This is a genomic window from Haloarchaeobius salinus (genome assembly GCF_024464185.1).
GTDB lineage: Archaea > Halobacteriota > Halobacteria > Halobacteriales > Natrialbaceae > Haloarchaeobius > Haloarchaeobius salinus.
Window position 1 is genome coordinate 167,003 of sequence record NZ_JANHAU010000005.1, and the last position, 23,301, is coordinate 190,303.

22 protein-coding genes are annotated in these 23,301 nt (G+C 68.5%); 4 read left to right on the forward strand and 18 right to left on the reverse strand.

Annotated features, from left to right (window positions below; genetic code table 11):
• Positions 1 to 2: 2 nt before the first annotated feature.
• From NO345_RS16045 to NO345_RS16070, 6 genes are all read right to left on the reverse strand, one after another.
• Positions 3 to 977 (reverse strand): NAD-dependent epimerase/dehydratase family protein, encoded by a 975-nt coding sequence (locus NO345_RS16045; RefSeq protein WP_256300877.1) that lies wholly within the window; start codon positions 975 to 977, stop codon positions 3 to 5.
• A gap of 58 nt (positions 978 to 1,035) precedes the next feature.
• On the reverse strand, positions 1,036 to 2,724 hold the full coding sequence (locus NO345_RS16050; protein ID WP_256300879.1) for a thiamine pyrophosphate-binding protein: 1,689 nt from the start codon (positions 2,722 to 2,724) through the stop codon (positions 1,036 to 1,038).
• A 185-nt stretch (positions 2,725 to 2,909) separates the two neighbouring features.
• Positions 2,910 to 4,271, reverse strand: a complete 1,362-nt coding sequence (locus tag NO345_RS16055) for an NAD-dependent succinate-semialdehyde dehydrogenase (RefSeq protein WP_256300881.1) — start codon at positions 4,269 to 4,271, stop codon at positions 2,910 to 2,912.
• A gap of 175 nt (positions 4,272 to 4,446) precedes the next feature.
• Entirely contained in the window at positions 4,447 to 4,899 is a 453-nt protein-coding gene (locus NO345_RS16060; RefSeq protein ID WP_256300883.1) for an SDR family NAD(P)-dependent oxidoreductase, read from the reverse strand.
• Positions 4,900 to 5,155: 256 nt separating this feature from the next.
• Complete coding sequence (locus NO345_RS16065) at positions 5,156 to 5,653, reverse strand: NUDIX hydrolase (RefSeq protein WP_256300885.1); 498 nt, start codon at positions 5,651 to 5,653, stop codon at positions 5,156 to 5,158.
• A 511-nt stretch (positions 5,654 to 6,164) separates the two neighbouring features.
• Positions 6,165 to 7,601 (reverse strand): amidase, encoded by a 1,437-nt coding sequence (locus tag NO345_RS16070; protein ID WP_256300887.1) that lies wholly within the window; start codon positions 7,599 to 7,601, stop codon positions 6,165 to 6,167.
• 105 nt (positions 7,602 to 7,706) lie between these two features.
• On the opposite strand from NO345_RS16070, the gene NO345_RS16075 reads away from it, so the two are divergent.
• Positions 7,707 to 8,429: a profilin-fold protein gene (locus NO345_RS16075; protein ID WP_256300889.1), complete on the forward strand. Its 723-nt coding sequence runs from the start codon at positions 7,707 to 7,709 to the stop codon at positions 8,427 to 8,429.
• Between the two features lie 66 nt (positions 8,430 to 8,495).
• A complete protein-coding gene (locus NO345_RS16080; protein ID WP_256300891.1) occupies positions 8,496 to 9,098 on the forward strand; it encodes a class I SAM-dependent methyltransferase in 603 nt (200 codons plus the stop codon).
• Positions 9,099 to 9,169: 71 nt separating this feature from the next.
• Here the strand turns inward: NO345_RS16080 and NO345_RS16085 are convergent, their stop codons facing one another.
• From NO345_RS16085 to NO345_RS16135, 11 genes are all read right to left on the reverse strand, one after another.
• Positions 9,170 to 10,582: an FAD-binding oxidoreductase gene (locus tag NO345_RS16085; protein WP_256300892.1), complete on the reverse strand. Its 1,413-nt coding sequence runs from the start codon at positions 10,580 to 10,582 to the stop codon at positions 9,170 to 9,172.
• A gap of 313 nt (positions 10,583 to 10,895) precedes the next feature.
• On the reverse strand, positions 10,896 to 11,495 hold the full coding sequence (locus tag NO345_RS16090; protein WP_256300894.1) for a DUF5789 family protein: 600 nt from the start codon (positions 11,493 to 11,495) through the stop codon (positions 10,896 to 10,898).
• A 127-nt stretch (positions 11,496 to 11,622) separates the two neighbouring features.
• Positions 11,623 to 14,016, reverse strand: a complete 2,394-nt coding sequence (locus tag NO345_RS16095) for a DEAD/DEAH box helicase (protein ID WP_256300896.1) — start codon at positions 14,014 to 14,016, stop codon at positions 11,623 to 11,625.
• A gap of 6 nt (positions 14,017 to 14,022) precedes the next feature.
• Positions 14,023 to 15,435, reverse strand: a complete 1,413-nt coding sequence (locus NO345_RS16100; protein ID WP_256300898.1) for a ribonuclease H-like domain-containing protein — start codon at positions 15,433 to 15,435, stop codon at positions 14,023 to 14,025.
• A 140-nt stretch (positions 15,436 to 15,575) separates the two neighbouring features.
• Positions 15,576 to 16,265 carry an urease accessory protein UreF gene (locus NO345_RS16105; RefSeq protein ID WP_256300900.1) on the reverse strand — a complete coding sequence of 230 codons (690 nt, stop codon included), beginning with the start codon at positions 16,263 to 16,265 and terminating at the stop codon, positions 15,576 to 15,578.
• Complete coding sequence (locus tag NO345_RS16110) at positions 16,262 to 16,825, reverse strand: urease accessory protein UreE (RefSeq protein ID WP_256300901.1); 564 nt, start codon at positions 16,823 to 16,825, stop codon at positions 16,262 to 16,264. Before NO345_RS16110 ends, NO345_RS16105 begins: the two co-directional genes overlap by 4 nt.
• Complete coding sequence (gene ureD / locus NO345_RS16115; RefSeq protein WP_256300903.1) at positions 16,825 to 17,745, reverse strand: urease accessory protein UreD; 921 nt, start codon at positions 17,743 to 17,745, stop codon at positions 16,825 to 16,827. The genes NO345_RS16110 and ureD overlap by 1 nt, the downstream gene beginning before the upstream one ends.
• The gene (gene ureG, locus NO345_RS16120) at positions 17,745 to 18,368 is read right to left on the reverse strand and encodes an urease accessory protein UreG (RefSeq protein WP_256300905.1); all 624 of its coding nucleotides are present in this window, start codon (positions 18,366 to 18,368) and stop codon (positions 17,745 to 17,747) included. The genes ureD and ureG overlap by 1 nt, the downstream gene beginning before the upstream one ends.
• The gene (locus NO345_RS16125) at positions 18,365 to 18,745 is read right to left on the reverse strand and encodes an urease subunit gamma (protein ID WP_256300907.1); all 381 of its coding nucleotides are present in this window, start codon (positions 18,743 to 18,745) and stop codon (positions 18,365 to 18,367) included. The genes ureG and NO345_RS16125 overlap by 4 nt, the downstream gene beginning before the upstream one ends.
• Entirely contained in the window at positions 18,742 to 20,448 is a 1,707-nt protein-coding gene (gene ureC, locus NO345_RS16130; protein ID WP_256300908.1) for an urease subunit alpha, read from the reverse strand. Before ureC ends, NO345_RS16125 begins: the two co-directional genes overlap by 4 nt.
• Positions 20,445 to 20,882, reverse strand: a complete 438-nt coding sequence (locus NO345_RS16135; protein WP_256300910.1) for an urease subunit beta — start codon at positions 20,880 to 20,882, stop codon at positions 20,445 to 20,447. Before NO345_RS16135 ends, ureC begins: the two co-directional genes overlap by 4 nt.
• A gap of 209 nt (positions 20,883 to 21,091) precedes the next feature.
• Here NO345_RS16135 and NO345_RS16140 point away from each other — a divergent pair, with 209 nt between their 5' ends.
• A complete protein-coding gene (locus tag NO345_RS16140; protein ID WP_256300911.1) occupies positions 21,092 to 21,808 on the forward strand; it encodes a hypothetical protein in 717 nt (238 codons plus the stop codon).
• Positions 21,809 to 21,819: 11 nt separating this feature from the next.
• Here NO345_RS16140 and NO345_RS16145 read toward each other — a convergent pair whose 3' ends face one another.
• Positions 21,820 to 22,140: a DUF6788 family protein gene (locus NO345_RS16145; RefSeq protein ID WP_256300912.1), complete on the reverse strand. Its 321-nt coding sequence runs from the start codon at positions 22,138 to 22,140 to the stop codon at positions 21,820 to 21,822.
• 131 nt (positions 22,141 to 22,271) lie between these two features.
• Between NO345_RS16145 and NO345_RS16150 the strand changes: the two genes are divergently transcribed.
• Positions 22,272 to 23,258 (forward strand): MBL fold metallo-hydrolase, encoded by a 987-nt coding sequence (locus NO345_RS16150; protein ID WP_256300914.1) that lies wholly within the window; start codon positions 22,272 to 22,274, stop codon positions 23,256 to 23,258.
• Positions 23,259 to 23,301 lie beyond the last annotated feature (43 nt).

Below are 23,301 nucleotides of genomic sequence, written 5' to 3' on the forward strand. Positions count from 1 at the left end.
CGTTACAGCGGTTCGAGGCCGGCCTCCTCGCGGAGCACGTCGATGTACCTCCGGAAGCCGGACTCGAGGTCGTACTCGACTTCGTACCCGGTGTCCTCCTGGAACGCGGTCATGTCCAGGCGCTGGGTCCACGGCAGTTCACCCTCGTCGCTCACCTCGATCTCGGCGTCAGGGATGATGGACTCGACGGTCTCGGCGGCCTCGCGGATGGACGCCAGCTCGCCCCGGACGTTGTACACCCGCTGGCTGAGGTCCTCTTCGGGCGTGAACGCCGCGAGGCGGAACGCCTGGGCGATGTCCTCGACGTGCTGCCAGTCGATCTCCTGATCGCCGTACTCGACGGAGAACGACTCCCCGACGGCGGGCTTCTCGACGATGTTCGCGAGGAACGCCGACCCACCGGTCTCACGGTACGGGCCGTACGCCACGGTGGGGCGAATCGCGACGTGGTCGACGCCGAACTCCTCGTTGTACACCCGAGCCTGGTGCTCGTTGTACTCCTTCGTCGCGCCGTAGAGCGTGTCCGGGTAGACGAGGTCGTCCTCGGTCACCCACCAGTCCCCGCCGTCGTCGTAGTTCGCCGGCGGTGCGTAGACGGCCGCCGAAGACGCCCACGCGACCCGTTCGACCTGGTCGTCGAGCGTGCGGGCGGCCTCGAAGATGTTGTTCGTCCCCTCGATGTTCACCTGCATGGCGGCGCGGGGGTTCGACTCCGCCGTGTTCGTCAACAGCGCCGCGAGATGCACGATGTGCGTCGTGTCCGTCTCCGCCACCGCGTTCACCACATCGGTCGGGTCGCTCACGTCGCCGCGGCGGATCTCCACCTCGTCGGCGATACCCAGCTTCTCGAGGATGCGCGGGTCCGTCGACAGGTCGTACGCCACCACGTCGTGCCCGTGGTCGAGCAGGTCCTTCGCGACGTACGAACCGATGAATCCGGTACCACCAGTGACTAGGACGGTGTTGCTTGCTGCCATCCCTTCGACCGTCACACGAACTCGCAAAAAGCGTTGCGCTGTCAGCGGCTCCTGACGCTTACTCGTGGAGCCCGCCGACCTCGGCGTAGAACGACGACTGGAGGCTCTCGACCATGTCGGGCTCGCGGTCGATGCGCACGTCGACGACCGTCGGCACGTCGTTCGTCTTCGCCTCGGCGAGCCTGTCGTCGAGGTCCGCCGGGTCGTCGACGCGCATCGCGTCGGCACCGAACCCGGAGACGACGGTCGAAAAGTCGGTGTCGTGGAACTCGACGCCGGGGATCTGGTCGTCCATCTGCCGGACCATCCCCAGGGAGGTGTCGTTGAGCACGACGAACGTCGGCGCGACGCCGTACTCGACGGCGGTCTCGACACAGGTCATCGTCATCGTGAAGCCGCCGTCGCCCGCGACCGCCACGACGTCCTTGTCGGTCGTGATTGCGGCCGAGACCCCGGCGGGCCCTGCCCAGCCCATCCCGCCGACGCCGCCGCTGCCGAAGTACGTCCGGACTGCGGGCGTCTGCAGGTAGTTGAGCAGCCAGAACCGGTTGTTGCCCGAGTCGGCCGTGACGATGGTGTCCTCGTCGACGATCCGGTCGATTGCGGCGACCGCGCGCTGTGGCATGATGGGGGTGTCGTCGGAGTCGCACTCCGGGACCGAGAAGTCCTCGCGCGCCTCGGCGGCGCGCTCTTTCGCCCAGCCGGTGCCGCCGCCGGAGGCGACGGCGAGCGACGCCAGACTCTTGCCGGCGTCCCCGATGAGGCCCACGTCGGCCGGGTACACCCAGCCGGCGTTCCGGGTGTCGATGTCGGCGTGGATGATCGTCTGCTCGTCGGGACGGATGAACGAGGCGGCCTGCCAGTTGGTGTCCATCGGGTTCATCCGACAGCCCACGACCAGCAGCGTATCCGCCTCGCTCACGACCTGGTTCGCGCCCTCGTGGCCGAACGAGCCGATGACGCCCGCTGCGCGCTCGTGTGTCTCCGGGATCGTCGACTTGCCGAGATACGAGGTGACGACGACCGCATCGTAGGCCTCCGCCACGACCTGCAGTTCGTCGTAGCACTGCGAGGCGTGCACGCCGTTGCCCGCGACGATGACGGGACGGTCGGCGTTCGAGAGGGCGTCCGCCGCCTCGCGCACGTCGGCGTCCGTCGGCGCGGACTGCCAGTTCCGCGTCTGCCGCTCGGGCGACCAGACGGGTGGGACGTCGTCCTCGGGGACCTCGCTGGTGACGGCGTCGCCGTCCAGTATGACCGCAGTCGGGCCGGGCCGGCCGGCAGTGGCGTGCTTGAACGAGAGCTGCAGGCTCCGCAGTGTCTCGTTCGGCGTCCGCGGGAACCACCACTCCTTGGTGATGCCGTCGAGGATCTTCGGGAGGGAGAACCCGCCGTAGTCACCGCGGGCCTGCTGGTACGGTGCGAGCGTGGAGTAGTCGCCGCGCTCGCTGGCCTCCGTGATGGCGACCATCGGCGAGGAGCCGAGACTCGCCTCCATCTGTCCGATGGCACCGATGCTCCCGACCCACGGCCCCTGCCCGGTGAAGACGCCGGGTTCCTGGTGGTAGCGGCCGTAGAACTCGGCCATCACGCTCGCCTCGCGTTCGTCGCGTGGCCGGACGACCTCGATGTCCGAGTCGACGAGCGCTTCGAGGAGCTCGATGGCCCGGCCGCCGGGGTAGCCGAAGAGGTACTCTACGTCGAGATCTTCCAGCGTCTGCACGATCTGGTGGCTTACTGTCGTCATGTCGATGGGCTCCGCCCGGACACCCGGTGGAGCCGCTCGACGGGCCCGGCACGACCGCACCGCTGGCTGGACCGCGGACTGTCGACCGGCTCGACCGGATGTTCGGCAGTGACTGCGCTTTCCGGGGCGTCCGTCTTGGTTCTATCGGTGGCGGTCACGTGGTGCCACGGGGACGCCTCGAACCCTCACTGGACCCAGAGCGTCTTCCGGTTGACGAACTCGCGGATGCCCTGCTTCGAGAGTTCGCGCCCGTAGCCGGAGGCCTTGATGCCGCCGAACGGAACGCGCGGGTCGGACTTCACGAGTTCGTTGACGAAGACAGCACCCGTCTCGAGCTGGCGACCGATGCGTTCGCCCCGGTCGCGGTCCTGCGTCCAGACGCTGGCTCCGAGACCGAAGCGAGAGTCGTTCGCGAGTTCGACCGCGCCCTGCTCGTCGTCGACCCGGAAGACGGTCGCGACGGGGCCGAACGTCTCCTCGCACGCCGCAGGCGCACTCCGGGGCACGTCGGTGAGCACGGTGGGCGCGTAGTAGTGGCCCTGTCTCTCGAGCGGTTCGCCCCCGAGTTCGAGCGCCGCACCGGCCTCGACACTCTCCTCGACCTGCTCGTGGAGTTCGTCGACGAACGTCGCCTTCGCCAGCGGACCGATGTCGGTCTCGTCGGCCGACGGGTCCCCGACGGTGAGCTCCGCGGCGGCGCTCGTGAACCGGTCGACGAACTCGTCGTACACCTCGTCGACGACGACGAAGCGCTTCGCCGCGATGCACGACTGGCCGGTGTTCATGAAGCGGGCGGTCACGGCCGTCTCGACGGCGGCATCCAGGTCGGCGTCGTCGAGGACGACGTAGGGCCCGCTCCCGCCGAGTTCGAGGACGGTCTTCTTCAGGTGGTAGCCGGCGGTCTCGGCGACCTTGCGGCCGGCGTACTCGCTGCCGGTGAGCGTGGCGGCCCGGACCCGGTCGTCGGCGAGGACCCGTTCGACGTCCCCCGAGCCGACCAGCAGCGTCGTGAACACCCCCTCCGGATAGCCCGCTGACTCGAATATCTCCTCTATTGCGAGGGCACACCCGGGGACGTTCGACGCGTGCTTGAGTAGACCGACGTTACCGGCGGTGAGGGTCGGCGCGGCGAACCGGAACACCTGCCAGAACGGGTAGTTCCACGGCATCACGGCGAGGACGGCACCGAGCGGCTCGTAGACGACCTTCGTGTTCGCCTCGGGGACCGTCGCGAGCCGGTCGTCGGCGAGGTGCGCGCCGGCGTGTTCGGCGTAGTAGTCACACACCCAGGCGCACTTCTCGACCTCGCTTCTGGACTCAGAGATCGGTTTCCCCATCTCGGTCGTGATGAGCTGGGCGTACTCCTCGACGTTCTCGCGGAGGACGCTCGCCACGTCGGCGAGCATCGTCTGTCGCTCCTCGATGGGGCGGGCACGCCAGTCGTCGTATGCCGTGGTCGCCCGTTCGAGGGCGTCGTCGATCTCTTCGTCAGAGTCCGAGTCGTACTCGCGGACGGGTCGCTCCGTCGCCGGGTTCTGGCTCTGCATGTTCGGCAGGTTTCGGGGACCGCCAGTTAGGTGTTTCTCCAGAGGCAGCCCCCGGGGGACGAGCTGTCGTGGGAAGAGATGGCGTGCACGAACCGTGAGCCGTCGACGGCTCGTTTGCGGAATGGAGACGTGTCTACCACGATGCGGGAGTCCGATGACGACCTCTACCGGGAGCTCAAAGCCAACGAGGAGACCCACGCCATCGGCGACTGCGTCTCGCCCGCCGCATCGCCTCGGCGGCTGCCTTCGACCCGAGGAAGGTACCCATGACGTTGACGTCCATCACCGCGTCGAACTCCCCTTCGGTGAGCTCGGTTATCGGTCCGCTTTCGAGGATACCTGTATTGTTGACCATAATGTCGAATCCACCGAGTTCCTCGGCGCGGTCGATGGCTGCCACGACGTCCCCCCACCGTGTCACGTCACAGCCGAGGAACTCGGATTCGACGCCGTCCTCGGACGCGATCAGTTCGTGGGTCGGAACACCGCCCTCACGCGGGTCCTCGCGGACGTCGGCGACGACGACGACGTTCGCCCCGAACTCCGCAAGTCGGATCGCGATTGCCCGCCCGTTCCCGCTTGCACCGCCCGTTACAACCGCCGTTCTTCCGTCGAGTAGTTCTGCCACGGACCACTGGTCAGGAAACGCGAATATATCACTTTGGCCGCGACAGCAGTGCCGAAGCCGAGCGGGCCGCCCAGGGTATCTCGAGCGAACACCAGGAAATATATTCTCGGTGTCATTGCAGCAGTATTCCCGAATTATGACTGTTTAGGATGACGTCACAGGTCGCTCGTGAGGCTGCGATGACAGGATGTTCGACACGTCTCCAGCCGACCCTCGTCACCCACTCGGTCGCGGAGGGAAGCACGGGGACCTGCCGTCAGCGGGTGAGGCGTGCGATGATGGTCTCGAACGGGTCGATGGTACCGCTCGGGGGGTGTGCAGGGTCGATCCACTCGCAGGCGATGACATCTTCACTACCGTTCGGTGTCGGCTGGTCGGCGAGGGTCGTCTCGAACACGGTGTAGAGCGTCGTCGTATCGGGGCGGGTCGTATGCTGATACTGGCACCGGGCGACGATAGCACCGGGAGTACACCCGCAGGCGATCTCCTCGCGGAGCTCCCGCGCGAGGCACTCTCGGGCCGTCTCGCCATGTTCCAGACCGCCGCCGGGTAGCGTCCAGAACGTCGAGCCGTCGTCTCGTTGCTCGCGGACGAGGAGGACGCGATCCCGCGACGTGACCAGTGCCTTCGCGCCGAATCGCAACGTTCGAGCCGTGGCCGCCGACACCTGACTCGGGGTCGGACGTTGGACCAGCCCGTCGCTCTCCAGGGTGGACTCGTCCAACTCCTCCCAGGGAGGTGGTGCATCGCTCATTCTTGCCGCGAATGCGTGGATTCGGCTTTGCTATTGATTCCTTACGGCGGGAGACCGAGGACTACACAGGCCATACTGCAGACGCCGCGGGGCTAGCTGTTTCGTCGCTGTACGGGAGTACGCACGTGCTAGCACGGGTCGAACGCCACCGGGTCCCCGAAATCACTGCTTTGGCGGGAGTATCTGTGCCACCTTCACCGAGAGTTCTCCACTTCGATTCGGGAGATCGTTGCTTTCGTTCGCTCCAGCTGACCGGAGGGTGAACGACGTCGGGCGACAAGCTTCGGAACCCGTGGGTCCGATGACCCCGGCGGGCTGTGTGGGAGAGAGCGGAACGGGAACACCAACTGGCTCGGTGACAACGCCGCCAACGTCGACGGTGACCGCGACGGCCAGCCGACGTTGGCCGCGATAATCGACAGCAGTAGCCTTGTTCACCGAACGTGTTCAATAGTTGTGTTCACTGATGAACGGTCGTCCTGTCAGGGAGTCAGGCTCCTTCACTGCCCCCTCAGAGCGCTTCGACGGCACCCGCCACACTGAGCGCGGTCGCCTCGTCGTTCCAGTCCGTGACCACCTGGAGCCCCACGGGCTTGCCGCCGACCGCGCCGCAGGGGACCGAGACGGCCGGGGTGCCGCTGCAGTTGAACGGGGCCGTGTTCTCGACCGCCCTGAGGAGGCCGTCCATCCCCTCGAGTTCGCCGAACTGGGGCGCGGGGATCGGCGTCGTCGGCATGACGAGCGCGTCGTACTCCGCGAGCGCATCGGCGACGGTTCGGGTGAACTGCCGTTGCATCCCCTTCGCCGCGACGTACTCGGCCCCATCGCCGTCGGCCACGACACCGTTCGTGACGAGCAGGCCCATGACGTCCTCCCCGAACTCGCCCCGCTCGTTCGCTGCGGCCAACGCCTCCCTGAGAGCCTCCGTCGTGCCGGTGCCCGTCGAGTACGAGGCACCGTTCGCCCCGACGAAGGCCGCGAACTCGAGGCCGGCGATGGCTCCGACGGCCGGTCCCATCGTCGCGTAGCCCGCCAGCGAGGTCTCCTCGGCGGTCGCGCCTGCCTCGGCCAGCTCATCCACCGTCTCCGAGACCCGCGCGGCGACGGCGTCCTCGCTGGTCGCCATCGCCTCCGCCACGACACCGATGTCGAGCCCGTCGACACCCGCGTCGACCGCATCGACGTAGCCGGTCGGCTCGGGCGTCCCGCGCGTCGACGGGTCGGCCACGTCCGGGCCCGCGATTGTCTCGAGGACCCGTGCTGCGGTCCGTACGTCACCGGCGAGTGGCCCGACGTGGTCCAGCGAGTGCGAGAGGTCGACGACGCCGAAGCGGGAGACGCGCTGGTGTGTCGGTTTGACGCCGACGACCCCACAGAACGAGGCCGGGATTCGGACGGACCCGCCGGTGTCGGTCCCCAGCGCGGCATCGACGTACCCGGCCGCGACGGCCGCCCCACTGCCGCTCGAGGAGCCACCGGGGACACAGCCGTCGACGGCCGGGTTGCCCGTCCGACCGTGCGCACACGTCTCGCCGGTGATGTAGAACGCGAACTCGTCCATGTTCGTCGTCCCGAGGAGCGTCGCCCCGTCGTCGACGAGACGGTCCACGACGGTCGCATTGTGCGGGGGTTCGTACTCGAGACCCGGTGAGCCACACGTCGAGGGGACCCCGGCCACGACGACGTTCTCCTTGACTGCGACGTCGAGGTCCGACAGCCGCCCGTCACCGTCGCCGAGTTCGAACCGGTAGCGGAAGGCGTTGTACTCGTCGTCGCCGGGGGTCGGATCGACGTGGTTCTCACTCGCCAAGTGCTCGGCTGCGAGGCCGCCGTACTGTGTGGACAGGTCCTGGGTGGCCTCGAGAAACGCCGCGACGGTCTCGTCGTCGGGGGCGAGGCCGTGCCGCCTGACGACCGCCTCGACGTCGCTTCGATCAATCGATGACATGCATACTGGGACGGCTTGGCACAGAAAATAGCTAGGGTTCGAGGAACCCCGGTCCACGACGACCGACACCAGACCAGTTATCTGCCTCCGAAGACTGGTCGGAGTGTGACAGACTGGCCCCCACGCGAGCCCGCGGACCCGACCGACGCCATCGAACACCGGGACGAACTGGTCGCCGCGGTCCGCGACCACGCCGGCGGCATCGCCTACCAGCTCGCCCGGCTCCAGGGCGGCGACTACGGCCGCGAATCGTTCACCACCGACGCCGGCGAGTGGACCGTGAAGTACGAGGGCGGCGACCTCGAGTTCCTGCTGTTCGAGCCCAAACGCGGCGACGACGTGTACGTCATCTCGACGAAGCAGCCGCCGGAGCCCGGCCCGCTGGCGACCGCGATGGCGGACTACGACGCGTTCGTCGCCGCGTTCGACCGGTACGTCGAGGAACGAAGCGGCGTCCTCGACGGCGTCTCGACCGAGTTCCCCGACGTGGCGAGCACCGACACCGTCGTCGCGGAGCGCGACCGCGTCACCGACCGCATCAGGGAGGTCTGTGACACCATCGCCGCCGAGCTCCGCCGGTACGAGGGCGGCGACTACGGCACGTTCACCGAGCGGGTCGACGGGGACCGATGGGAGCTGAAGTGGGACGAGGACGGCACGTCGTACCTCCGTGTGGGTGGCTCCGGCGGCCTCTACCTGCTCTCGCAGTACGACCAGCCGTCGGCGGCCGACGTGCGGGAGTACGCACCGCGGTTCGCCGGCTTCGTCGACGCCTACAACGAGTTCGTCGCGGACCTGGAGTCGGACCTCGGCACCGTCGAACTGTAGGGGGGTCGAGAGATCGGCTGATGGTCGTGTCGGCAGAGTTTTACGGCCGGCTCGCCGCTACCGAACGTGGATTCCAACGACGTCCGACGCGAGTGGGCGGACCGGTCCGGCGAGTACTCGCCGCGCTACTACGCCCACCGCGGGTCGGACGAGGCGACCGAGTTGCTGGCCGAGACGCTCACAGAGCGCGTCGGCCGTGACGCGAGCGTGCTGGAGCTCGGCTGCAGCTCCGGCCGTCACCTCGCCGCGCTGGCGGATGCAGGCTTCACGGATCTCACGGGCATCGACGTCAACGCGGATGCGCTCGACGTGCTGGCGGAGACGTACGAGGAACTGGCAGCGACCGGGACGTTCCACGTCGCCGCCATCGAGGAGTTCCTCCCCGAACTCGCGGACGACGCGTTCGACGCCGTGTTCACCGTCGAGACGCTCCAGCACGTCCACCCCGACGAGGCATGGGTGTTCGCGGAGGTCGCGCGGGTGACCGGGTCGCTACTCGTGGTCGTCGAGAACGAGGGAGAGGAGCCCGGAACGACCAGGGAGGTAGGGGAGGGAATCCCCCTCTTCTACCGCGACTGGAACGAGACGTTCACCGCCCACGGACTGCGGGAGGTCGACTCCGGAACGACGAAGCGGGACACCGTCCACGTGTTCGAACCCGGGCGGTGACGGGCGACCCGTCCGACCGTGCGAGCGTGTCGTTCGACCCGTAGTAGGGTGGTTTCACTGGACACCACCAGTCACATCGAACGGTCGTCCGTCGCGGGCTCGACGTTGTGGTTCAGCCGGAACCGGTTCTCGGGGTCCCACGTCGTCTTCAGGTCGACCATGCGTTCGTAGTTCTCGCGGTAGGCCGCCTGGGCAGCGCCGTCGGTCTCGGGCAGGAAGTTGACGTAGACACCACCGGTCGCGTGCGGCGTCATGGCCTCGTGGAACTCGCGGGTCCACTCGATGCATTCGTCGTCGCGCTCGCGGTCCTCCCAGCGCGTGTGGAGGTTCATCAGGAACTTCGCGTTCCGGTGGGGGTAGGCGGTCGCCGCCACGTCGACGTCGTTTATCGCCCCACCGAGCTGGGCACAGGCGATCTCGGAGTCCGCCGAGGGGAGCCTCTCCCCGTACTCGACGTAGGTCTCGATTATTTCGTCGGTGAGCGCCTCGAAGTTGTGTGACTTCCAGTAGTTGCGCACCCCTTCGGACCCGAGTGGGTCGAACGCCTGCTGCCACTCGGTGTACCGGTGCGGGCCGACGACGTCGGCGATGGGGTCACCGATGTCGCGCAACGGCTGGAGCACCCGCTCACCGTCGGACATATCGCCGGCGTAGCAGGCGGCGAGGATGAGCACGCGCTCGCCGTGCCACTCCTCGGGGAGGAACTCGAGCGGGGGCGCATCGCGGATCACGAACCAGACCGTCGCCTCGTCGGGTGCGTCGGCGACGAACTCACGGTACGCCGTGAGGACGGACTGCGTGTCCTCGAACGGGTGGACGAGCAGTCCCGCCAGCAGCTCGGGGCCGACCTCGTGGAGCTGGAACTCGAAGGAGGTGACGACACCGAAGTTGCCGCCCCCGCCCCGGAGCCCCCAGAAGAGGTCCTCGTTCTCCTCGGCGCTCGCGTGGACGAGTTCACCAGCAGCGGTCACGACATCGGCCGAGAGCAGGTTGTCGCACGTCAGTCCGTACGTCCTGGAGAGCCATCCGAACCCGCCACCGAGGGCGAGTCCGGCGATGCCGGTGGTGGAGTTGTAGCCGACCGGGACCGCGAGCCCGTGTGCCTGCGTCTCGTGGTCGAGCTCGTTGAGCACGGCACCCGGTTCCACCCGGACCGTCCTCGCATCCGGGTCGACGCGAACCGAGTTCATCCCGGAGAGGTCGAGCATGACGGCGTCTTCGCCCACGGCGGTGCCCGCGATGTTGTGACCCCCGGACTTCACGGACACTAGCTGGTCGGTCTCCCGGGCGTAGTTCACGGCGGCCTGCACGTCGGCTGGCCCCGCACACTGGACGACGAGCGCCGGCCGGCGGTCGATCATCGCGTTCCACACCTGTCGTGCCTCGTGATAGCCATCGTCGTCCGGCAGCAACAGTTGCCCCCGGAGGCTCCGCTCGAGTTCTTCGATTCGTTCCTCGTCGGTCTGTACGTATTCGATTGACATGAGTTCTGGTTGTATCGCCACGTCTCTCGCTCGATTCGATCATCGGAGTACCTCCGTGACTGCCCACACTACCGAAATCGGCCCAAGGCCCACGGTGGGACACTCGGAGCCGTCTCACCGCTCAGGACGAGTTGCTCGGTATCCGCAGGACAGTATCGGTAACTCACGCAGCCGGTTAGTTATGCGTCGTCGAGCAGCGGTACGGCGGCGTTTTCGCCCGGGCAGTGGCGTCGACAGTCGGGGGAGCTCCCGTCGTGTAGCTCGAGACTACCGGTTCGCGAGTACGTTTCGCGACCGAGACCCCGGTTCGGGGTCAGACCCCCAGCCACTCGTCGTTCGCGACGGGGTAGCCGTTCTTGCGGGCGAACTTCGCCGCCTCGCGCCGCACGGAACGCGACCCCGGGAGCTCGCTATCGTGTGATATCTGGTCGAGTATCCAGTCACGGATGTAGGGAATCCCCTCGTCCTCGTCGTCGGGGGCGAGGTCCTCCAGCGACGTGAACGTCTTCTCGTAGGCGTCACGCTGCGAACTGCTCAGTTCGACGTGACGAGCCTGGTCTACCGCCTCCACGACGCGCTTCATCGCCGAGGCGACGGTGGGGCGCTGGAGCCGTCGCCTGACCGCAGTCGGTGAGTCGAACGTCTCCGCGTCGGCGTTCGGCAGCAGTTCGTCGGCCTGCACCGGACCCTCCCGTGCACCGAGCTCGATCCCGCCTATCACCTCGACGACCTGCCGTCCCGTCGCCGGGAAGGAGACGGTTTCGAGCGCGGCCTCGGCCTCCGCGAGGGTTTCGAAGTCGACACTGGGCTCTGATTCGCTCGTGCGCTCCAGCTCCTCGAGGATGGCGCGCTTTCGCTGCCGCATGTCCGCGTCACGGGCCTGTTTCTCCCTGCCGCGTTTGTCGTCTGCCATACCCACACTACGGTATCAGTTCTGATAACACTGTGGCCCGGTGTCGACGCGGATTCCGTGGCGGCACCAGCAACAGCAGGACGTTCGAGACGATGGTGAACTGCCAGACTGCGAGGCAGCCGGCCCGTCAGAGCCGGTCGAGCACCTCGTCCAGCACGGCGACCGTCGACTCGGTGTGGAGGAACTGGTTCTGGTTGCCGCACTGGGAATCCATGATGCACGCCGGACAGCCACCGGTGCCCGAACAGTCACAGCCGGCGACGCGCTCGCGGGTCCGGCGGGCGAGCGACTCCGTCCGCTCGTAGATGCGCCGCGCGAAGCCGAGCCCACCCTCGACCGCGCTGTGGATGAACCACGTCGGGACGCCGGTCTCGGGGTGCAGCGGCGTGCTCAGCCCGCCGAGGTCGCCCGTGTCCAGTCTGAGCTCCAGCGGCGTGAGCTTGATCATGCCGTGCTCCGCACCGTGGAGGCCACCGCCGAACACGTCCATCACCTCGCCCTCGCTCGCCGTGGCGGGGTCCAGCCCCCCGACGTCTGCGAGTATCTCGTCCCGGAGGCCGGGTGGCGTCTCGATCCACACGAGGTCGGTCCTGAGTTCGACCGGCGGGAGACCGGTCGGCTGGAGCGGCGTCGTCGCCTGTCCGGTGCTGATGTTCTTGCGCTGGTAGTGCGTGTAGTGTATCTCGACGGTGCCCGTGCCGTAGGCGACCGCGTAGCCGTCGCCGAGCTCGCGCCGCTCCTCGACCTCCAGCTCGCGGATGGTCTTCTCGGAGGTGGTCTCGGTGTACTCGTCGGTGCGGACGCGCTCGACAGTGATGTACGGCTGGGGGGCGTCCTCGACGAACTCGGTGACGAGGTACTGCGCGCCGGCGTGGAGGAACAGCGCACCCTCGTGGTGGTCGCGGTAGGCCCGGTCGCGGTCGACCGGCTCCATGTCGATGTCGCCGTCGGCGCGACGGACGACGAACTGGGTGTCGGCCGCGCCGTACATCGACACGTCCGCCTGCGGTCTGGGTGGGCCGGTGTAGCGGACTGCCCTTTCGAGGTCGCCGGCGAGCTGGCCGGCGTCGGCCCACATCTCGACGGCGCGGTCGAGGCGCTCGCCGTCGAACCACGCCCGGTCGCCTTCCGTGAGGGGCTTCTCGTGTGCGGCACAGCGGACGTGCTCGGCGTAGACGGGGTTGTTCTCCAGCCCGACGACGCCGTCCTCGATGGCGTCGCCGAGGACGTATTCCGGATGGTCGAGGATGTACTGGTCGATGGCGTCGGCACGGGCGACGAACACCGAGAGGGCGTCGCTGGTCCCCCGACCGGAGCGGCCCACCTGCTGCCAGAACGACTGTCTGGTGCCGGGATAGCCCGTGAGTATCGTCGCGTCCATCGAGCCCACGTCGATGCCGAGTTCGAGCGCGTTCGTCGAGGTGACGCCGTCGAGCTGGCCGGTCTTGAACTCGTACTCGGTGCCCCGTCTGGTCTCCTTGCCCAGACCCGCGTGGTACGGTGCGACGTCGACGTGGCCGTGTCGCGGGTGCTTGCTCGCGGCGTCGCCGGCGTACTTCGCGCCCAGCTCCGCGTTCTTCCGGCTCCGGGCGAACATGAGCGTCTGGAGCCCGTGCAGGCCGAGGTGGGCGAGGATGGACGCCCCCTCCCAGACCGGGCTCGTCGTCGCCGCGCGGAACGCCTCGAAGTCGGCGTCCTCGTCGAGTTCGTCCTCGTCCACGGGTGGCTTCCAGAACGCGACGTCGCGGCTCCCCCGGGGGGAGCCATCCCGGTCGACGACCGCGAAGGGCTTCCCGACGAGGCGTTCCGAGTGCTCGGCGGGGTTCCCGACCGTCGCGGAGGTGCAGACGACCTGCGGGTCGCTGCCGTAGTGGGCGAGGATGCGTCGCAACCGGCGGACGGTCCACGCGACGTGCATCCCGTGGACGCCGGTGTAGGTGTGGGACTCGTCGACCGCGAGCAGCTCGCAGTTCGCGAAGAAGCGCCGCCAGCCGCCGTGGTGGCCGAGGTACGTGTTCACGCCGGCGAAGTTCGTGATGACGACGTCGGCGTTCTCGCGGATGTGTCGCCGACGGTCGCCCGGCGTGTCGCCGTCGTACACCCGTACCGAGAGGTCGAGTCCGAGGCCGGCGAAGAACTCGTTGAGCTCCTGCTCCTGGTCGCGGGAGAGTGCCTTCGTCGGGTAGACCAGCAGCGCCGTCGACTCCGGGTCCGCGAGGTGGTTCCGGGCGATCTGGAGCGCGTAGACGTACGTCTTGCCCGACGAGGTCGAGGTGGCGACGCAGACGTTCTCCCCATCGTCGAGGACGTTCAGCGCCCGCGCCTGGTGGGTGTAAAGATCGCCGACGGCGTCCGAGAACCTACCCGCGAGGTCGGCACGCAGCACCTCGTGTGGGTCCACGGTGTGCGCCGGTCGTTCCGGGATGGTCTCGGCGTGCTGGAGCTGGCCCTCGTATTCCGGATACGACTCCTGCAGCCGGTCTGCGGAGGTCGGTGCGTCGGTGGGTGTGTCCTGACTCATCGTGTCTCACCAGTCCGAGAGCGTGCCCTGCGTGGTGTCGTCCGTCCCGGCATCGGTGCCCGCCGTCGAGACAACACGGTCGCTCCCCCGGAGCGCGGCCCAGATCGTCGCGAGGGCTCGGACGTCGTCCTCGCAGTAGGTGTCGAAGCGCTCCCAGTCGAGTTCGGTCTCCGGTGACGGGTCGTCCATCCAGGCGCGGTAGGCGCGTGCGACGGCGGCCCCGGTCAGCCCGGTGTCGGCTGTCTCGTGGCAGAGCGCCGCCGCGACGTCCTCGAGCTTGTTGGTCCGGCCGGGGAGGACGGCGTTGTCGTCCCGGACGGCCCAGCGGTACGGGTCGAACCGGTCCATCGCGTTCCAGACCGGCTCGAACTCGGGACAGTACTCGGCGACGTGCTCGCCGAGCACCTGGAAGTCGAATCTCCAGCCGTTGTAGGCGACGACGGGACGGTCGGCGGCCTCCGCGTCGTACCACGCGAGGAACTCGCGGATGGCCCCTCCGGGGTCGTCGGGGTCGCGCTGGAGGAACGACCGGTAGGTGCCGTCGTCGGCCGTGCCGTCGAGCACGCCGACGAGCCACGTGATTGTCGGGGTCAGACCGTCTGTCTCGATGTCGACGAACACCGGTTCGCCGGCGGGCAGCGGGGTATCGGAGCGACGGACGACCGCTCCGTCCGCGACGGCCCGGGCGCTCTCCGCGATGCGTCCGGCGGACGACGCACCCAGGCCGTCGAGTCCGGCCAGCGTCTCGACCGACGCCTCGGCGACGGCCGCCCGGCTCCCGAATCCGGCCTCGCGGAGCCGCCGTGCGCGGGTGTCGCCGACGCCGTCGAGCGCCTGTAACCCGAGGTTCGAGCGGTCGAGGGACCGCGTGAGCACCTGCCCGTCGCCGACACAGTCGAGCGCGACCAGCGGTTCGTCGCCCACGCCCGCGTCGGCCCCGGCACCGACGACGGTGAGTCCATCCCACTCGCGGCGGTATTCGGCCGGGAGCCGCACGGAGAGGTGGACCAGCGTGTCCGCAGCCGCGGCTCTCCCGAGTGCCTCGCGATAGGCAGCCAGCCCGTCGAGCGAGGTCGACAGTGCGGCCCGGTCCACGTCCAGCGAGAGCAGCCCGGAGAGGACGAACGCCGGCCCGTCCGGGTCGACGGTGGCGAGGTCGTCAGTCGTCGGTGCCAGCACGAACTGGACACCGGCGACGGTTCGCGGGCCCCGTCTCGGGTCGTGGCCGTTCGGGTCGAAGACGACCGTCTCGTCGCCGGTGACGCGCCGGAGTGCGCTGCTGGCCCGGCGTGCCGGCTCGGTTCCGGCCAGTACCACCACGTCCGGCTCGAAGTACGCGAGCCAGTCCTCGAGTTGCGTCGCCGTCGCTCGCTCGACGAAGGCAGGCGCGACGGCGGCGATGCGGGCCGACGGCTCCATCCGTTACCTCACCCCGAGTGCTGCAGCGCAATAGGCGTGTCCGTCATCGACCCACGACTGAGGTCGTGAGCTTCCTCCTTGCATCTCCGTGAGGGACCTCCGTCGGTGGGCTGGGGGCATCGTCCGGTCACCGGGCCCCCTCAGCTGAGAAAGAGCCGGCGGTCCGCGCGCTCGTGGGTCGCGGAGAGCACGTCAACGAGCGGGGCGAACGGCGTCATCTCGTCCAGCGACCTGTCTTCGCTGTCGTCGATCGCCTGGACGACGACCGGCTGGAGTGCGTCGAGGACGCGCTGGGCGTCGCTGTGCCCGAGCGACATGAGTCGCTGGGCGGCACCGACCTGTCCAGTCAGGAACCCGTGACAGCAGAGGGCACAGGCGGTCCGCTCGTCGATACCGTCGACCGCGGTGACGACGCCGAGCACCACCGGAAAGTTGCCGGGCGAGTCGTCCCGGTCGACGACACGGCCGTACCGGTCGAGTCGGGGGTCGTCACGGAGGTCACGCTGGACGGTGAGGAGTCGGTCGCCAGCCCGCTCGGCACTCTCGCGGAACTCCGCCGGGAGGGTCGTGGCGGTCAGTCGGCGGTCCGCCTCGTAGACATCCTCGATATCCGCCGCCAACGTGGCGGCGTGGGCGGCACGCAACGCCACCAGTTCACACGGCCCGAGCAGCCGCCGCAGATACGTCGCGAGCAACGCCTCGAGGTCCGCGGCGTCCGTGACACGGTCCTCCGCCACGAACTGCTCGAGCGCGTACGAGACGCTGTCCGTCCCGATGGGGAGGAACGAGTCCGCCAGCCGGAACGCAGACAGGGAAGCCACGTCGGTCATCCGTCACCACCGTCCGCGGAGCGGACGTCGAGCCCGACCGTCTCGTCGGGTGGGATGTCATGGACATGTCTGTGTCGCGGCCCCCCGCCGTCGTCGAACGTCGTCGGCGGGACGGACTCGAAGTTGACGGGCACGCCCTCGGGCACGAGACTCCGGACCGTCGCACGCATCCGGTCACGTGTGTCCGGAACCGGGAACAGCGCCTCCGAGCCGCGCATCGCGAGGTCCCAGTGGCGGTTGCCGAGCGCGTGTCCGAGTTCGAGCGCCTCCTCGACAGAGATGTCGGCCACCGCGAGGTCGAGGACGAGTGCGTCGACGGGTTCGAGTTCGACGACGACCAGCTCCCCATCCTCCGTCGCCAGCACGTCGCCGTCGGCGAGGTCCCGAGCAACCAGGACGCCGAGGTCACGACCCGTCGTCGTCGTGGTGCGGACCCGGGAGCGACGCCGGTCAGTCTCCGAGAGCACCACGTCGTGGACGGATGCAGGCGACGTGTCGGCGAGTCGGGTCGCGACGGACCCGTCGTCTCTGTGCCCGAGGTAGCGGTCGGCGACCAGCATCAGTACTTCCTCCCGGCCGGTGCCGGTGCGTCCAGCAGCGTCCGCCGTGCCCGGTCCCAGGCCAGATGGAGAGCCGCCTGGACGGTCTCGCTGCGGCCCGCCAGTGCCCGCACGGAGACGCCCGCACCGTTCGGGAGTTCAGCGGCACCGGCACACGCCTCCCCGTCGTCGACGGCCGCGTGGATGGCGTCGCTCATGGCGGCCGTGTCCCGGTTCGGAGCGAGGACGTACAGGGTGCCGTACACCTCGAACTCGTCGAGGACGCCGGCGACGGTCGGGTCGCGCTCCCCGGGTGCGAGGTGGGTCGTGTCGGTGACCAGCAGGCCGTCCGGTCCGGTCACGGTGAGCCTGGAGAGGTACCGCTCGAACGCGAACCGCTCGCCACGTGCGAGTCTGCCCGGCACCACCACGTCGCCGACGACGGCGGTCGCTCCGTCTTCGAGCGTCAGCGACAGCTCGTTGCAGTACCGGGCGTCGGCGTTGACGATCGTCGGTTCCGGCACGTAGTCAAGATGGCCGCCGGTGCCGACCTCGAGACGCGTCTCGGCGGCGGCGTAGTTGCAGCTCATCGACTGGACCTTGGTCGCGGCCCCGGTGGAGACGTGCGCGACGGCGTCGCCCTCGACCTCGACCGTCACGTCGAGGCGGTCGCCCTGTGCGATGCCCCCGGTGGGCGACTGGACGAACACCGTCTCGGCGTCCGGGTGGGGGTCGTGACCGAGCGTGCCGGAGACGTGGAACGGCACCCGTGCGTAGTCGTGGACGAGCCGGGTGCCCGCCGCTGTCGGCGCGAACCGAAGCTCCAGCACGCCCTCTTTCCCCGGTGCGCCGACGGCCGCCTGCGGTACCGGCTCCGCCGCGTATGACTCGAACGCGGGATGTGGTGGTGCGATGCCGTCGACCGGCCGGTCGGTGGCCATCAGGCGAACAGCACCCCCTCCCTGACGTGGCGCAGCACCTCGTCGATGCCCTCCTTGCGCTTGCAGTCGGTGAAGACGACCGGGCCGTCGCGGACGTCCCGCGCGTCCCGCCGCATCACGTCGAGGTCTGCTCCCACGTGCGGTGCGAGGTCCGTCTTGTTGACGACGAGCAGATCGCAGTCGACGACGCCGGGGCCGCGTTTCCGCGGGATGTCGTCACCCTCGGCGACGCTGATGACGTACAGCGAGTAGTCCGCGAGCTCGGGGTTGAACGTGGCCGCGAGGTTGTCGCCCCCGCTCTCGATGAGCACGACGTCAAGCTCGGGGGACGCCGCGAGGAACGCATCGATCTGCTGGAGGTTCATCGACGGGTCCTCCCTGATTCCGGTGTGCGGGCAGGCACCGGTCTCGACGCCCGCCACGAGGTCCGCGGGCACGATGCCGTCGAACCGTTCACGGAGTCTGTCCGCATCCTCCTGCGTGAGGATGTCGTTCGCGATGACGCCCAGGTCGAGGTCCTGCGCCCTGAGGCGGGGCACGAGTTCGGTCAGCAGCGAGGTCTTGCCGGAGCCAACCGGGCCACCGACTCCGACCGTCGCCACGTCGCGGTGGGTGAGACTCACTCCTCGCTCACCTCGTCGGGTGATTCGGGCCCCTCGCCTCCGTCGTCAGCGGTGTCTGCCGTCCCAACGCTGTCGGACCGGATCGGGTCGTGGACCGTCACGAGCTTCGTGCCGTCGGGGAACACCGGCTCGACCTGTATCATGCCGATCATCTCTGGAACGCCCTCCATCACGTCGTCGCGACCGAGCAACTGCGACGCGCCGGAGCGGATCTCGGCGACGGACTGGCCGTCACGGGCCCGCTCTATGCACCAGTCACTGATGTAGGCGACCGCCTCCGGGTGGTTCAGCACGACGCCCCGTTCCTTGCGACGGCGTGCGACCTCTGCTGCCGTGAACAGCGTGAGCCGTTCCTGTTCTTTGGCTGTGAGTTTCATAGCAGGTAGCGCTGTGCGAGCGGGAGTTCGGACGCCGGTTCGCAGGTGACGTGTTCGTCGTCGACGCGGACCTCGAACGTCTCCGGGTCGACCTCGATGTCGTCGGGACAGTAGTCGTTGTACAGCATGTCGCCCTTGCCGGGGGTGCGGGTCCCCTCGACCGGGACCACCCGCTTGTCGAGGCCGTACGTCTCCCCGATGCCGGCTTCGGCGGCTGCCGGAGAGACGAACGCGAGCGAGAGCGACTGCTTCGCCTTGCCGACCGCCCCGGCGCGCTCGCGCTGCAGGATGGGCTCGCAGGTCATCAGCGAGCCGTTCGCCTCGCCCATCTCCGAGTGGACCGGGAACCCCCCCTTGAACGTCATCGCGGGCTTGATGCCGAAGAACGCGGGGTCCCAGAGCACCACGTCCGCGAGCTTGCCGGGCTCCAGCGTCCCGACGTACCCGTCGATGCCGGCCGCGATGGCGGGGTTGACGGTGTACTTGGCGACGTACCGTTTGATGCGGTGGTTGTCGGCGTCGGTACCGTCGTCCTCCGGGAGTGGGCCACGCTGGGCCTTCATCTTCGAGGCGGTCTGCCAGGTGCGGGACACCACCTCCGCCATGCGGCCCATCGCCTGGGAGTCGGAGGTCATCATCGAGATCGCCCCCAGGTCGTGCAGCACGTCCTCGGCGGCGATGGTCTCGGCCCGGACCCGGGACTCCGCGAACGCCACGTCCTCCGGGACGTCCGGGTTCAGGTGGTGGCAGACCATCACCATGTCCAGATGCTCGTCGAACGTGTTGTCCGTGTACGGCATCGAGGGGTTCGTCGACGACGGGAGCATGTTCGGCTCGCCGACCATCTCCATGATGTCCGGTGCGTGCCCGCCGCCCGCTCCCTCGATGTGGAACAGGTGCATCGTCCGCCCGTCGACGGCGGCGAACGTGTTGTCGACGAACCCCGCCTCGTTCAGCGTGTCGGTGTGCATGCAGACCTGGACGTCCTCGTCCTCGGCGACCGAGAGCGCCGTGTCGATGGCCTCGGGCATCGACCCCCAGTCCTCGTGGAGCTTGAGCGCGCAGGCCCCGGCTTCGACCTGTTCTCGCAGCGGTGCCGGGTCCGAGGCGTTGCCCTTCGCGTAGAAGCCAACGTTCACCGGCCACGCCTCGGCGGCCTGCAGGTGGTACTTGACGTTCTCCGGCCCGGTCGTGCAGGTCGTCGCGCCGCCGCCGTAGCCGCCGCCGAGCATCGTCGTGATACCAGACGAGAGCGCGTGCTCGTGGAGCTGCGCCGAGTTCCAGTGGACGTGGATGTCGAGTGCGCCGGCGGTCGCGATCTTCCCCTCCGCGGGGTAGACGTCCGTCGACGGGCCGACCACCATGTCGACGCCGTCCATCGTGTCCGGGTTGCCGGCCTTCCCGATACCTGCGATCTCGCCGTTCCGGATGCCGATGTCGGCAGCGACGATACCGAGGACCGGGTCGATGACCGTCGCGTTGGTCAGCACCCAGTCCATCGCGCCCTCGGCCTGCGTCACACCTGGAGCCATGCCGAGCCCGTCGCGGAGGGTCTTCCCCCCGCCGAAGACGGCCTCGTCGCCGTGTGTGCGCAGGTCGCGTTCGACCTCGGCGAACAGTTCGGTGTCCCCGAGCCTGACCCGGTCGCCGGTGGTCGGCCCGTAGAGGTCCGCGTACGCCTCGCGGTCCAGTTCCCGGCTCATTCGGCCGACCCTCCACCGTCGGCGTCGATGCCGTTCGATGTCCCGTCCGAAGCTGCGTCTGGGTCCGACAGGAAGCCCGCCTCGCGTGCCCGCTCGAGAACCGGCCCCGGGTCCCCATCGACGCTGCCGTTCACGAGTCCGTTCATGCCGTGCGCCCGCCGCTTTCCACCGAGGGCGACCAGCTCGACGGTCTCGCGGTCGCCGGGTTCGAAACGCACGGCGGTCCCCGCCGGCACGTTCAGGCGCATCCCCAGTGCCGCCTCGCGGTCGAACGAGAGCGCGGCGTTGGCCTCGAAGAAGTGGAAGTGCGAGCCGACCTGCACCGGCCTGTCACCGGTGTTGGCGACCGTCACCTCCGCGGTCTCTCTGCCCTCGTTCAGCGTCACCGTACCCTCCCCGGTCCTGACCTCGCCGGGTATCACGCGGTCGGTCATCCTTCGTAGTGCCCCCGGCCGTCGGGAGCCCGACACCGCCGTGTCATTTGTTCACTCACCATACGGACGCGGTTTCGGTGGGTACGCAATAAGTACACGTCCTTTGGTCAAAATTTGCACAGTCATTAACTTCTTTGCCCCATGTTCGTCTACAGATTTGCCATGGATCGAAACGAAATGGAAACCAGTACCCGGGAGCAGGCGTACGGATGACAACCAGCCTCGTCGCCGCACTGGTGACGGCCGGCGTTCTCGGGTTCACACACGCCCTCGAACCCGACCACGTGGCCGGTATCTCCTCGCTCACCGGGGAGTACGGCGACTCGAAGCTCTCCGCGATCGCTGGTGCCTGCTTCAGCGCCGGGCACGTTGCGCTCGTCGTGCTCTGGGTGATCATCGCCTACGCGCTGGTCGGCAGGACCTCCTTCCCGGCGACGTTCCACGTGGTCGGGACGGTCGGCGTCGGGGTTCTCCTCGGGCTTCTCGGTGGTGCAATGGCCCTGACCGGGCTCCGTGCGGTCATGCGAACGGGCGAGCACTCTCACGGTGACAAAACCCACAGCCATCCGCACGTCCAGCCGCCGCTGCCCGGTCTGGACGGCCACGACCACGGAACGACCACCCGGGCGTATCTCGAGACCGGACTCGTCGGGGCACTGTTCACGCTATCCCCGCCTGTGTCGATGATCGTCTTCACGTCGACCCTCCTCCCCGAACTGGGCGTCGAGACCGTCGGGCTCGCGGTCCTGACCTACGCTGTCGCTATCACCGTCACGATGAGCCTCCTCGGGGCCGGTGCGGGGGTCCTGTTCGCCAGAACGCGAACACGGGGCGAGCGCGTCCACGCCGCCACTCAGGTCCTGGCCGGTGCGCTCGTCTTCCTGCTCGCAACGTCCATGCTGGTCGATGCTGCGGCGACCCTCTGACCCGTAGCCCTTCAGTCCGGCCCGTCGACCGGGGCGTAGTACTTCGATTTCACCCGGTCGCCCTCGCGCCACTGCCAGTAGTAGTACCGGTTGTCGTTGATGGTCTTCGTGGTGAGGCTTGCTTTCGCCGGCACCTCCGCCGGTCTGCTGTCGGGCACCGGCGGCGACTCCGGACTCTCGCCTTCCCCGAGCCGGTCCTCGCGCTCCCGGTGGCTCGCCAGCGCGAAGGCGTAGTTCGCCGCCTCTCGCAGCTGGTCCGGTGAGCAGTCCGCGAGGTCCTCGACGAGGTCGTCAGGGAGTTCCGAAGGTGGGGTGGGTGGTTCGAAAGGCATCTGCTGGCTCCAAGTAATCTAACGGTCGCGGATTCCCTTCGCTCTGGTGGTCCCTCCCGACGTCGCTGCCACGATCAAGTTTCCGGATGTCGACAACCTAAGACCCCTCGTCCCCTTCCACCGCAGTAACCGTGCACAGGATCCAGCTGGACAACAGGGAGTTCGAAGGGGCGAACGCGGTGTACCTGCTCGGCACCGAGACCGACGGGCCGACGACGCTGGTCGACACCGCGACCGCACAGCCGACCGTACGGGCCGAACTCGGTGCCGAACTCGACGCAGTCGGGGTTTCGCTCGCGGACGTCGACCAGGTGCTGCTCACGCACTTCCACGGCGACCACGCCGGCGGTGCAGGGGCGGTGCAGGCGGCCGGCGACGCCGTGGTCCGCGTCCACAATGCGGACGCCGCTCTCGTCGAGCGCGATTCGACCGCGTTGTCCGCCTTCGATGACCGACATTCGGCGCTGTTCGACCACTGGGGGATGCCCGAACCGGCGGCCGCGAAGCTCCACGAGAGCCTCGCCGACGACGCCCTCTGGTCGGACGAGGACGCATCGGTCGAGCCGTTCGACGACGGTGACCGGTTCGCAGTCGGCGACCGAGAGGTCGAGGTCTGGCACCTCCCGGGCCACACAGTCGGGCAGTCCGGGTTCGTGCTGGACGACGGCGACGAGCGAGCCCTGTTCAGCGGTGACGCACTGCTCCCGAAGTACACCCCGAACGTCGGCGGGGCGGACGTCAGGGACGAGGACGCACTGCAGCACTACCTCGACGCACTCGTCCGTATCGTCGACGGTGGGTTCGACGTCGCCTATCCCGGGCATCGCCAGCCCCTCGAGGAGCCGGCGGAACGGGCGCGCCACATCCTTGCCCACCACCGCGAGCGGACCGACCGCGTCGTCGACGTCCTTCGGACCCACGGACCCGCCGACGCGTGGACCGTGAGCGCCCACCTGTTCGGCGACCTCGAGGGCATCCACATCCTCCACGGCCCCGGCGAGGCGTACGCCCACCTCGAGCACCTTCGGACCGCCGGTCACGTCGCGGTCACGGACGGCGCGTACGAACTCCTCGACGAGCGGCCGGACGTTGCGGCACTGTTCCCGACGCTCGAGTGACCCCACCGGGACCGAACGACAGTTCAAGTCGTCGGGGCAGTCG